11 protein-coding genes and 1 pseudogene are annotated in these 11,706 nt (G+C 72.8%); 8 read left to right on the top strand and 4 right to left on the bottom strand.

Annotated elements, in window-relative coordinates:
- Nucleotides 1-86 precede the first annotated feature (86 nt).
- Both ABD194_RS09790 and ABD194_RS21620 read left to right on the top strand, forming a co-directional pair.
- Nucleotides 87-2,168 carry an ArnT family glycosyltransferase gene (locus ABD194_RS09790; RefSeq protein ID WP_343990726.1) on the top strand — a complete coding sequence of 694 codons (2,082 nt, stop codon included), beginning with the start codon at nt 87-89 and terminating at the stop codon, nt 2,166-2,168.
- A gap of 5 nt (nt 2,169-2,173) precedes the next feature.
- Nucleotides 2,174-2,584, top strand: a pseudogene (locus ABD194_RS21620) (GtrA family protein); the annotation flags it as partial.
- A gap of 18 nt (nt 2,585-2,602) precedes the next feature.
- Here the strand turns inward: ABD194_RS21620 and ABD194_RS09785 are convergent.
- Nucleotides 2,603-3,700, bottom strand: coding sequence for an MBL fold metallo-hydrolase (locus ABD194_RS09785; protein WP_343990723.1), 1,098 nt, complete (start codon nt 3,698-3,700; stop codon nt 2,603-2,605).
- Nucleotides 3,701-3,816: 116 nt separating this feature from the next.
- The gene (locus tag ABD194_RS09780) at nt 3,817-5,133 is read right to left on the bottom strand and encodes an MBL fold metallo-hydrolase (RefSeq protein WP_343990721.1); all 1,317 of its coding nucleotides are present in this window, start codon (nt 5,131-5,133) and stop codon (nt 3,817-3,819) included.
- A 120-nt stretch (nt 5,134-5,253) separates the two neighbouring features.
- On the opposite strand from ABD194_RS09780, the gene ABD194_RS09775 reads away from it, so the two are divergent.
- The 5 genes from ABD194_RS09775 (at nt 5,254) to ABD194_RS09755 (ending at nt 8,156) form a co-directional block, all read left to right on the top strand.
- Entirely contained in the window at nt 5,254-5,820 is a 567-nt protein-coding gene (locus tag ABD194_RS09775) for a toxin-antitoxin system HicB family antitoxin (protein ID WP_343990719.1), read from the top strand.
- A gap of 69 nt (nt 5,821-5,889) precedes the next feature.
- A complete protein-coding gene (locus tag ABD194_RS09770) occupies nt 5,890-6,759 on the top strand; it encodes a DUF4097 family beta strand repeat-containing protein (protein WP_343990717.1) in 870 nt (289 codons plus the stop codon).
- The gene (locus tag ABD194_RS09765; RefSeq protein ID WP_343990715.1) at nt 6,756-7,040 is read left to right on the top strand and encodes a hypothetical protein; all 285 of its coding nucleotides are present in this window, start codon (nt 6,756-6,758) and stop codon (nt 7,038-7,040) included. The genes ABD194_RS09770 and ABD194_RS09765 overlap by 4 nt, the downstream gene beginning before the upstream one ends.
- A gap of 83 nt (nt 7,041-7,123) precedes the next feature.
- The gene (locus ABD194_RS09760) at nt 7,124-7,756 is read left to right on the top strand and encodes an FMN-binding negative transcriptional regulator (RefSeq protein WP_343990713.1); all 633 of its coding nucleotides are present in this window, start codon (nt 7,124-7,126) and stop codon (nt 7,754-7,756) included.
- A gap of 58 nt (nt 7,757-7,814) precedes the next feature.
- Nucleotides 7,815-8,156: a hypothetical protein gene (locus tag ABD194_RS09755; RefSeq protein WP_343990711.1), complete on the top strand. Its 342-nt coding sequence runs from the start codon at nt 7,815-7,817 to the stop codon at nt 8,154-8,156.
- Between the two features lie 57 nt (nt 8,157-8,213).
- Here ABD194_RS09755 and ABD194_RS09750 read toward each other — a convergent pair whose 3' ends face one another.
- Nucleotides 8,214-9,914 carry an NAD(P)/FAD-dependent oxidoreductase gene (locus ABD194_RS09750; RefSeq protein ID WP_343990709.1) on the bottom strand — a complete coding sequence of 567 codons (1,701 nt, stop codon included), beginning with the start codon at nt 9,912-9,914 and terminating at the stop codon, nt 8,214-8,216.
- Nucleotides 9,915-9,924: 10 nt separating this feature from the next.
- On the bottom strand, nt 9,925-10,791 hold the full coding sequence (locus ABD194_RS09745; protein ID WP_343990707.1) for a phosphatase PAP2 family protein: 867 nt from the start codon (nt 10,789-10,791) through the stop codon (nt 9,925-9,927).
- A 166-nt stretch (nt 10,792-10,957) separates the two neighbouring features.
- Here ABD194_RS09745 and ABD194_RS09740 point away from each other — a divergent pair.
- Nucleotides 10,958-11,706: DUF222 domain-containing protein (locus ABD194_RS09740; protein ID WP_343990705.1), on the top strand; the 749-nt coding region annotated here is incomplete at its 3' end.

The following is an 11,706-nucleotide window of genomic DNA, read 5'->3' as shown; positions in this document are numbered from 1 at the left end:
GGCCCGGCGGGCTGGCGGGATCTACTCATTCCCGGACCAAAGTCACGTCATAGGAACGGCACAGTGCCGGACACCACGGTGGAGCCATGGACACGATGACCCTTCCCGCCGCGGGCACGGCGGCGGCCCCCGGCCCCGCGACCCCGCAGCAGCCCCCGGCCCGTCCGGGTCGTGCGCACCTCGCCAGGCGCCTGTGGCGCGGCGCCGAGGCCGATCCCTCGTGGGCCAGGCCGGCTCTGCTCGGCCTGCTCCTCGTGACGCTCGTGCTCTACACGTGGGACCTCACGGCGAGCGGCTACGCGAACTCCTTCTACTCGGCGGCGGTCCAGGCGGGCAGCCAGAGCTGGAAGGCGTTCTTCTTCGGCAGCTCGGACGCCGCGAGCTCGATCACCGTCGACAAGCCGCCGGCCTCCCTGTGGGTCATGGCGCTGTCGGTGCGGCTGCTCGGGCTGAGCTCCTTCGCGATCCTCATCCCGCAGGCCCTCATGGGGGTCGCGACCGTCGGCGTCGTCCACACCGCCGTCAAGCGCCACTTCGGCGCCGCCGCCGGCCTCATCGCGGGCGCCGTCGTCGCGCTGACCCCCGTCGCCGCCCTGATGTTCACCTTCAACAACCCGGATGCGCTCCTCACGCTGCTCATGGCGCTCGGCGCCTGGGCGACGATGAAGGCCATCGAGCAGGCCTCGCCGAAGTGGATGATGATCGTCGGCGTCTTCATCGGCCTGGGGTTCCTCACCAAGACGCTCCAGGTGCTGCTCGTCGTCCCGTTCTTCGGCCTCGCCTACCTCGTGGCGGCGCCGACGACCCTGCGCAAGCGGATCGTCCACTCGCTGCTGGCGGTCGGCACGATGGTGCTCTCCGCCGGCTGGTGGGTCGCGATCGTCGAGCTCGTCCCCGCGTCGGCGCGCCCGTACGTCGGCGGCAGCCAGACCAACTCGTTCCTCGAGCTCACCTTCGGCTACAACGGGTTGGGCCGCCTCAGCGGTGACGAGACGGGGTCTGTCGGTGGTGGCGCGGGACCGGGTGGCACAGGCGGCCAGTGGGGCTCGACCGGCTGGTTCCGGATGTTCTCGTCCAGCGTCGGAGACCAGGTCTCGTGGCTGATCCCGAGCGCCCTCGTCCTGCTCGCGGCCGGGCTGTGGTTGCGTGGTCGCCGGCCCCGCACCGACCTGCGCCGCGCGGCCTACCTCGTCTGGGGCGGCTGGCTCGTCGTGACGATGCTCGTCTTCTCGTTCATGGCCGGCATCTTCCACGAGTACTACACCGTCGCCCTGGCCCCGGCGATCGGCGCCGTCGTCGGGATGGGTGCCGTCGAGGCGTGGCAGCGCCGCTCGAGCGCCGTCGCGACGATCGCGCTCGCAGCGGCCACTGCGGCGGCTGCGACGTGGGGGTTCCTCCTGCTCTCTCGCACGACCGCCTACGGCGACTGGCTGCGCATCGCGGTGCTCGCGGTCGGCATGGCCGCGGCCGTGCTCATCCTCGCTGTCCACTGGCTGCACATGCGGGCCGTGCCGCTGGTGCTCGCCGGCGCGCTCGTCGCCGGTCTCGCCGGACCGGCCGCGTATGCCGTGTCGACCACCGCGCAGGGCCACAGCGGGTCCATCGTCACGGCCGGGCCGGCCGGCTCGAGCAGGGGACCGGGCGGGCGTGGCGGCTTCGGCGCGGGGGCGCCCCTCGGTGGCCAGGCTCCCCAGGGCCAGGTCGGCCAGCAGGCAGGTCCCCAGGGTGGCCTGCCTAATCAGCAGGGAGGTTTCCGGGGCGGTCCGCAGGGTGGCGCGCCTGGTGGAGGCGGCATGGGCGGCCTGCTCGACGCCTCGATGCCGAGCACCGCGGTCGTGGCGGCACTCTCGGCCGACGCGCAGAAGTACACGTGGGTCGCCGCGGCCGTCGGGTCGCAGACGGCAGCGGGCCTGCAGCTCGGCACGCAGCTGCCGGTCATGGCCGTCGGCGGCTTCAACGGCTCGGACCCGAGCCCCACCCTGGCGCAGTTCCAGCGGTATGTGGCGAACGGGCAGATCCACTACTTCGCCGGCGGCGGAAGGGGATTCGGCAACCAGAACGGTGGCAGCAGCTCGTCCTCGGAGATCAGCGCGTGGGTGGAGGCGAACTTCACCTCGGTGACGATCGGCGGCTCCACGTTCTACGACCTGACCCAGCCCCTCCAGTGACGACGATGTCGACCACCACCCGCCCGGCGCCCACGTCGGCGCGAAGGGCACTGTCGCACCAAGTGATCCGCTTCGCCGGCGTGGGACTGCTGTCCACCGCCCTGCACCTCGGCCTCTTCGCGGCCCTGGTGCGGGGCGGTGCCCCGTCGCAGCTGGCCAACGGGGTGGCTCTCGTCGTCGCGACGGTCTTCAACACGGCCCTCAACCGGGCGTGGACGTTCGGCGTCTCGGGGAGGCACAACCTCGTGGCCCAGCACGGCCAGGCGCTCGTCATCTTCGCCATCACCTATGCGGCCACGACCCTCGCGCTCGCCGTGCTCGGCGCGCTCGAGCCTGCGGCGGGGACGCTCGTGCAGACCGTCGTCGTGGCCGTCGCCAACGTGCTGTCGACGGCGGTGCGGTTCGTGGCGATGCGCCGGTGGATCTTCCGACCGTCAGTCGCGGTCGAGGGGAGCGGCGCAGGCTTCCCACCAGGGGTCCTGGTGGGCGGCGACGACCTCGTCGACGTCGTTGCCGCTCAGCTCGATCCGGGCGCCGACCTTGGGCGCGACCATGCGGACACCTCGAGCGGCGGCGGTGCGGCGGGCCCAGCGGATCGGCTCGCTCCACCAGTGGGTCGCGAGGTTGAACGTCGCCCAGTGGATCGGCAGCAGCACTGAGTCCGTGCCACCACGGTTCACCTCGAGGTGGGCGTCGACGGCCTGCTGCGGGTCGAGGTGGATGTCGGGCCAGTGCACGCTGTAGGCGCCGATCGGGATCAGGGTGAGGTCGAACGGGCCGAGGTCTGTGCCGATGTCGGTGTAGCGATGGGTCGGCCCGGAGTCCCCGCCGAAGAAGGCCGAGTGGTGAGGGCCGTGGAAGGCCCAGGCGGCCCAGAGGCTCTGGTTGCGCACGAATCCGCGGCCGGAGAAGTGGCGGGCCTCGCTGCAGGTCAGGCGGATCCCCGCGACCTCGGTCTCCTCGCGCCAGTCGAGGCAGGTGATGCGGCCGGCCGGCACTCCCCAGGCGCGCAGGTGCTCGTCGACGCCGAGCGGCACGACGTAGTGCGGCCGGTGCGACCGCTCGAGCTGTCGGATCGACGGCTCGTCGAGGTGGTCGTAGTGGTCGTGGCTGATCACGACGGCGTCGAGCCGGGGGATCTCGGCGATGCGACCCGGCACGGGGTGCAGGCGCTTGGGCCCGGCGAGCACCGACGGCGAGGCGCGGTTGCCGAAGACGGGGTCGAGCAGGAACCGCCTGCCGTCCAGCTCGAGGACGCTCGTGGCATGGCCGTACCACGTGACGGCCAGGTCGGCGGGCTCGTGCGGGTGCCGCGGCGTCACGACCGGCACCGCGCCGCGGGGACGCCCGCGCCCGAACTCGCGCAGCATCGTCATGGCCATGTTGCCCGGACCCTCGGCCTCCGACGTCGCCACGACGTGGGTGGGCTCGTGCGAGCGGAACTCCCCGTCGCGGTAGTTCGGCGACGTGGTGACGCGCGAGCGCACCATCGAGGGACTGGCGCCCATCCGGCGCAGGATCGGGAGCTGCACGGGCTTCTCCTGTTGTCGGCGGTCGCACGGATGTCGGTGGGCGTCCGTGGGTTCGGGTGTCCGGAGTCGGGACGTCCGGGTCGGAGGCCGCGACGAAGCGGCCCTCCCATCTTCGCTCAGTCGCGGTCCTCGGGTGCCGCGCACTCCTCCCACCACGGATCGGCGTGCGCCGCCGCGACCGCGTGGGCATCTCCCGATGTGAGGTCGACGCGCTCGCCGACGCGAGGGAAGGCCACGGGGACCCGGGCCTCGGCCGCGGCACGGCGCACCCGGCGTACGGGCTCGGCCCACCAGTGCATCGAGAGGTTGAACGTCGCCCAGTGCACGGGCACGAGGAGGGAGTCCTTGGCGGCCGTCGCGACCGTACGGGTGGTCTCCGTGCGCTCGCCCTCCTCGTACGTGCCGCCCGGGGTGTCGATGCGCTGGTCGCCCTCGATGAAGTCGTCGGCCACGCCTGCCTCGTCCTCGGTGAGCGCATACATCTCGTCGCCGATGCGGTTGACGTCGCGGTGGGCGGCGACGGCCTGCTCGGGATCCATGTGGATGTCGGGCCAGAAGGGGTCGTAGGCCCCGACGGGCATGAGCGTCAGGTCGAAGGGGCCGAGGTCGGCCCCGATGGAAGCGAAGCGCTTGGAGGTGCCGGAGTCCCCGGGGAAGTAGGCGCTGTGGCGCGGGCCGCGGAATGCCCAGCCGGCCCAGAGGGTCTGGCTGTCGACGAGTCCGCGACCGGAGTTGTGGCGCGCCTCGGTGCAGGTGATGCGGATGCCGGCCACCTCGGTCTCGCCGCGCCAGTCGAGCGCCGTGATGCGCTGTTCCGGGACGCCCCAGGCGAGCAGGTGGGCGTTGACTCCCAGCGGCACGACGTAGTGCGGCCGGTGGGTCTCCTCGAGCCGCACGATGGAGGGGTGGTCGAGGTGGTCGTAGTGGTCGTGGCTGATGAGGACGGCGTCGATGCTGGGGATCGCGGCGAGGGAGCCCGGGACGGGGTGCATGCGCCGTGGCCCGACGTGGCGGATGGGCGAGACGCGCTCGCTGAACACCGGATCGAGGAGGAAGCGGGCCCCGTCGACCTCCAGGAGGCTCGTCGCGTGTCCGTACCACGTCACCGCCAGCTCTCCGGGCGCCGCCGGAGGCGTCGCCGCCACGACGGGCACCGTGCCGACCGGGGCACCGCGGTCCCCGACGCGGATGGCGCAGAGGAGGGCGCTCGTCTGCGCGCGGAGCCGGGGGCGAAGCGAGGGCTCCTCGCCCTCGAAGCGGCGGTGGGTGAAGTTCGGGGAGTCCTTGACGAGGGGGAGGATCGCGGCGGGGGAGGCCCCCATCCGGTTCATGACGCGGATGAACTGCCGCGAGCGGGTGCGGGAGGAGACCTTCTCTATGACGGAGGAGACCGTCCGCACGCCGGCGCGGTCAGAGGTTCCGAAGCTGCGCATCGGGCACCTTTCGGTTCGAGGGGTGAGAGGAACGTACCCGCTGCCGGTCGATCGGGCAGCCGCCAAGTTGGCGTCGTAATGGTGTTGACGTGATGTCGTTGTGGTGTCACAATGATGCACATGGACATCACGGAGTACATCGACGCACTGCGTCGGGACCTCGCCCAAGCGGCCCGGGCGATGGGACCGGAGACCGAGCAGGCCGCTGAACGCATCGGCTTCGCCCTCGACTCCTCTGCTCGTCTGGCCCTGATGGATGCGCTGTCCCACGCTGCGGCCGAGATCACCAACGAGCTCGAGGGCACCTCTGTCGAGGTGAGGCTGCAGGGCCGCGAGCCCGTCTTCGTCGTCGTCGGGGCCGGGCCGGCCGCCCTCACCAACGACACCCAGGCCCTCCGCGCCGATGACACCACGGTGATGTCACCGGACGAGGAGGGCGCCGAGACCTCCCGCATCACCCTTCGCCTTCCCGAGGCCCTGAAGGGACGGGCCGAGGAGCTGGCCGCCGCGAGGGGGCAGTCGCTCAACACGTGGATCGTCGGCGCGGTGCGTGCCGCGACCCAGACCGGACCGGGTGTCCCACCGATGCCCGGCTTCCCCCCGGTGCCGCCCGGTCCGGGCTTCGGCCCCGGGGCCCCGGGCCGCAACCGCTCCTCCAACAAGCGCGTGCAGGGCTGGGTCCGCTGACCCGCCCGACTGACCTGACCGACTTGGCTGACCGAACCCCCAGACCACCTCCGACGAAGGAGAGTTCCCATGAGCACCACCCTCGAGTCCCGTTTCGACACGACGGGTCCCGTCAACCTCAAGATCGAGCTGCTCGTCGGCGACGTCACGCTGACGGCCGGTGAGACGACGACCACCACGGTGCGCCTGCACCCCCACGGCAAGAACGGTGCCGAGCTCGCCGACAAGTTCACCGTCGAGGCCCGCGGCGACGACGTCGTGGTCCTGGCGCCGAAGATCCGCGACAGCTTCCTCGGCATCGGGACCAAGGGCTCGGTCGACGTCGAGGTGGAGCTGCCCGCCGGCAGCACGCTCGACGCCAGGACCGGGTCCGGCGACATGACCGCGGCCGGTCTGCTCGGCGACGTCCGCGCCACGACGGGCGCCGGTGACCTCGACTTCCACGAGGTCGGCAGCGCCCAGCTGAAGTCGGGGTCCGGCGACATCACCCTGCGCTCCGCTCGCGGTGAGGTCGCCGCCAAGACGGGCTCGGGAGACATCTCGGTCGGCTCGGCCGGCGGCCGGCTCGACCTCGCCTCCGGCAGCGGCGACATCGAGCTGCGACGCTCCGACGCGGCCGTCAAGGCCAGGACCGGCTCCGGCGACCTCCACATCGGTGCCTCGACCGGCGACCTCGAGCTGGTGACCGGCACGGGCGACGTCGAGCTGGGCGGCGTGCACGGCGGCGAGGTCCGCACCAAGACCGGCACCGGCGACGTCACCATCGCCGTCGCGGCCGGCGTCGCGGCCTACCTCGACCTCAACACCGTCACCGGCGACGTCGACATCGACCTCGAGCAGGCCTCCGGGCCGGGCGACGCCGAGGCGCAGGCCATGCTGGTGGTCCACTCCGGCAGCGGCGACATCCACGTCAAGCGGGCGCAGGTGAGCCTCGTATGAGCACGGGAACCTTCAGCCTCACCTCCCAGGAGGCCCTCGCCCGAGACCTCATCGGCGAGCGCGTCGCGGCCCGGCACCACGCGCCGAGGGCGCAGGGCGGCTCCCGTCGGCACACCCGCGCCGCGCTGCTCCTGCGACGTCTCGCCGACCGGCTCGACTCCTCGGCCCAGCCAACGGGGCCGGCAACGCAGCCGGAGCCGCACCCGGTGCCGGCCCCGCACGCCGGCAGTCCCCGTCCCTGGTCCGCCGCCCCTCGCCGCGCCGCTCACCGGCACAGCTGAGCGCGACCGTCCGCCAGCACCACGGAGCCCGTCGATGCCCGACATCGGCGGGCTCCGTCGCGTCGCCGTGGCACCATCGGGCCATGTACGTGCCCCGTCCCAACACCATGGCCGCCGCCGCCGTCGCGGCCTTCCTCGCGCAGAGCGCTGCCGGACACCTGGTCACGGTGGCTCCGGACGGCGCACCCGACTCCACGCTGCTGCCGGTCCTCATCGACGGCGACCGGGTCCTCGGCCACCTCGCTCGCGCCAACGAGCACTGGCGACGCATCGGCGCCGGCTCGCCGGGCCTCGTCGTCGTCACGGGTGCGGACGCGTACGTCTCGCCGTCCTGGTATGCGAGCAAGGCCGAGCACGGGCGCGTCGTGCCCACGTGGAACTACACCGAGGTGCACCTTCGCGGTCCCGTCACCGTGCACGACGACCCCGACTGGGTGCTCGACGTCGTCACCCGGCTCACCGAGCGGCACGAGACCGGGCGCGAGCACCCGTGGGCGGTCGGCGACGCTCCCGAGGCCTACCTGCGCGGACAGCTGCGTGCCATCGTCGGGGTGGAGGTGCAGGTCCGGTCGGTCGAGGGCAAGGCGAAGCTGAGCCAGAACCGCTCGGACGCCGACCGGCTCGGTGTCGTCGCAGGGCTGCGGGCCGAGGAGGGCACCGTTGCCCATGCCGTGGCGGACGACATGGAGCGGGTTCTACGGGACCTCAGCGACTGACGGCGTGGTCAGGGTCGGGGCACAGGGGCGCCACAGACGGCGGCGAAACTGTGACGACATGGACACGACACCTCGCCCCGGGCCCCCGTCCCCCGAGACTGCTGGCCCGGTCTCCTCTCCGGCCTCCTCCTCCAACACCTCAGCCGTCCGGGCGGCGTTGCGTCGTGGCCTCGGCGCTGCGGGGGCAGCCGTCGCGGTGGCCTTCGTCGGCACGGCGGCTCTCGGAGCCGGGCAGGCCCACGCCGCCGGCGTCGTCGGCGGCCTGACGCCGGTCCCAGCCTCGAGCCGGCCGGCGCCGCACCCACACCGTCACCACGCGTCGCACCCGGCCAACCTTCCGGCGGCCACGTCGGCGGCATACCGCTACTCGTTCCGCGACGGGCAGCTCATCCGGCTCTGAGGGGCTCCCGGCAGGCCCGTCAGCCGGGTCGCGTAGGTCGGGCCGGCCAACCGGGCCTCAGCCGGACTGCTCCAGCCAGGCGTGCACGAGCGGCACCACCGACGCCCCCTCGCCACTCGCGGCTGCCACCCGCTTCATCGACCCGGCCCGGAGGTCACCGACGGCGAAGATCCCGGGGACCGTCGTCTCGAGGCTCTCGGGCGGCAGGTCGCCGCGCCACCGCTCCGGCGGCACGTCGCGGCCCGTCAGGACGAAGCCGCGGGCGTCGCGGGCGACCTCCGCCGGGAGCCAGTCGCAGTGCGGGTCCGCGCCGATCAGCACGAACAAGCCCCGGCAGGGGCGTCGCTCCTCGCCGCCGTCCCTGAGGTCGCGCACGACCACCCAGCCGAGGCGGCCGTCCTCGCCGGGGCCGCCCTCGACCACCTCCGTGCAGCCCTGCACCGAGATGCGGGGGTTGTGGCTGATCTCGGCGACGAGGTAGTTCGACATCGTCTCCGTGAGCGTCTCCCGGCGCACGAGGATCGTCACCGTCCGGGCGAAGCGGGCCAGGTGGATCGCGGCCTGCCCGGCCGAGTTGCCGCCGCCGACCACGACGACGTCCGAGCCCTCCATCTCGCGAGCGGCCGTCATCGCGCTGCCGTAGTGGACGCCGAGGCCGACGAGCGCCTCGGTGCCGGGGGCGCCGAGGCGGCGGTACTTCACTCCGGCGGCGACGACGACCGCGCGGGCGCGCACCTCGCCGCCGTCGGTGCGCAGAACGTGCGGCGAGAAGGCGCCGTCGGCGCCGACGGTTCCGGGGACGAGTGAGGTGACCGGCCAGCCGGTGAAGAACTTCGTGCCGAAGCGGACGGCCTGGTTGCGCGCCCGCTGGGCCAGCCGCATACCGGAGATCCCCCGCGGGAAGCCGAGGTAGTTGCGGATCATCGAGGAGGTGCCGGCCTGGCCGCCGATCGCCTCGGACTCGAGCACGACGGTCGACAGGCCCTCCGAGGAGGCGTAGACGGCCGCGGCCAGCCCCGCCGGCCCGGCACCCACGACGGCGACGTCGACGACCTTGTCGACCACGACGTCTGCCGGGCGACCGTAGATGCGCGTGGCGACGTCCTGCACGGTGTGAGCCGGCGCGACGCGCTGGCCGAGGTCCATGACGAGCGGGTAGGCGACCTCGCCGGCATCGGCGTCACCGCGGTCGGCGACGTAGCGCTCGAGGACGTGCCGGCCCTTCTCGCTGTCGGGGGCGTACACGCGGTTGGGCATGCCCATCCGGTCGAGGTAGTCGCGGATGCCGAGCGTCAGGGCGTCCTCGACGGGGGAGATGATCGCGACCGCCACCACCTCGGGCTCGGCCACCGTCGAGCCCCAGTCCGAGAGCAGCTCGCACACCGCCGTGTGGAACTCCTCGTCGCGTGGGCCTCGAGGAGCGAGCAGGTAGGCGTCGTACTTGCCCTTCGCCATGCCACCGCGCAGCCGGTCGGCGTCCTCGCGGAAGGCCGACTCGTGCGCGGCGATGAGGCGCCGGGCGGTCGGGACGGTCGCGCGCCACCAGTGGAAGGCCTCGAGGACCTCCGCGTCGGGAAGACGCGACTCGGTGACGAACATCGCCACCGGTCCGCCCTCGGCGACGACGCCCTTGGCGGCCTGCTTCGCGTCCCGGGCCGAGGTCGCCGTGACGAGCTCGTAGTCACGGGCGTAGCGGGAGAACTCGTCGAGCAGCTGCTCGCAGCGGGTCTCGGAGACGAGGATGATCGCCGGCTTCACCCGGTCGATCCTAGGAGCGCGAGCCCTCCTGGCGTATGCCGTCCCGCGAGTTCACGACCTCCGGGCGTTCGCGCAGGGTGAGCCACAGGCGGTGGGCCGTGATCACGGCCAGCGCCCAGGCGAGGCCGATGAGCCAGCCGGCGATGACGTCGGTGAGCCAGTGGTGGCCGAGGAAGACGCGCGACAGCCCCATCGAGAGCACGAAGAGCGTGCCGATCGTGACGGCGAGGGTGCGCTGCCACGCGGCGGTCGTCTCGATGAGGACGAGGTAGACGACGACCGCCGTCAGGACCGTGGCGTTGAGCGTGTGGCCGCTGGGGAAGGACGGCGAGGTCTCGAGCGGCGGCACCGCGAGTGAGGCCGGCGGCCGCGCCCGGTCGACGAAGTCCTTGCCGCCGATCGTCATGGCGAGCGACCCCGCTGCCGCGATGAGGGTCAGGACGAAAGGGGTCCACCGGCGACGGCGCCAAGTGATGATCGCCACCGTGACGAGCGCCAGGATCGGCATGCCCACGGGACCGCCCACGTCGGTGAACGCGGTGACCGCGGAGTCGAGCCCGGGGGAGCGCAGGGAGACCGCGGTGTCGAGCACGGGCTGGTCCACGACCGTGATCCCGTCGCGTCCGACGACGGCCTCGTAGACGGTCTCGACGCCCTCGACGAGGCCGACCATGACGCCCATCGCGATCACGGCGAAGAGCACGAAGGCGAGGTGGGCCGCGGACCACGACACAACGCGGTGTGCCGCCGGCGAGGAGGCCCGGCCCAGCGCGGCGAAGAGGCCGACGAGCCACTGGCCGAACCGGGTGTGCCAGGCGGTGAGGTCGCGGGCTCCGATGGTGTCGTCGGGCGTCCGCGACTGGCTGGGTGGCGGCATGACCCATCCTTACCCGCGTGCTGCCGCGCAGCCGCGCACGTAGGCGGTTTGCCGGGGTACGTGCGACCGGAACGCGGGTGGACCAGCGCCGAGTTCGCTTGCAGCGCAATCGAACTGCGGTGCACAACCCATGCTGAGCGTGGTCGAACACCTGTACGATTAGGGTATGAGCCAGAGTGCGGAGCGGATCGAGCAGGACTGGGACCACGTCGCGTCCCTGGCCGCCGACGTGCACGACGCGCACGCCCGGCTCGTCGACTTCGCGGCCACCGTGCTGGCCGAGGGCTCGTGGCAGGCCGCAGGTCTGCGCTCGCCGGAGCACTGGCTGATGCTGCGCGCGGGCCTGTCCCGCGGGCAGGCCGCGGCGGTGCTGCTGGTGGCCCGGCGCGCCTCGGAGCTGCCGGCAACGGCAGCCGCGCTGCGCGAGGGCCGGATCAGCCTGGACCAGGCCGCGGTCGTGGCCCGGCACACCCCGGCCGAGTTCGACACCACCGTCGCGCAGTTCGCCCAGCACGCCACCGTGACCCAGCTGCAGCGGAGCGTGTCCCGCTACGACTTCACCCTGCCCGAGCCGACCGTGAACGCCGCCGGCGAGTTGATCCCCGAACCACCTGAGCAGCCCGAGCCCGAGACCACCGAGCCGGAGACCACCGAGCCGAAGTCCACCGAGCCGGCGCACCTGTCGATGGGTCACGACCCGGACGGCCGGTTCCGGCTGCGCTACGACGCACCCGCCGAGGTCGGCGCCCTCGTCGAGGCCGCGCTCACCGAGGCCAAGGACCATCTCTTCCACTCACTCGCAGCACCGGGGGAAGAGCCGGACCGGCAGGCCCTCAACGGCGACGTGCTCGACCCGAACCGGTGCCCCGCCGACGGCGGCAAGCCCCGCGTCACCTGGGCCGACGCCCTCGCCCT

The organism is Terrabacter terrae (genome assembly GCF_039529575.1).
Lineage (GTDB): Bacteria > Actinomycetota > Actinomycetes > Actinomycetales > Dermatophilaceae > Terrabacter > Terrabacter terrae.
Note: the sequence above shows the minus strand (reverse complement) of the source record. Positions and strands in the feature narration are given on the sequence as shown.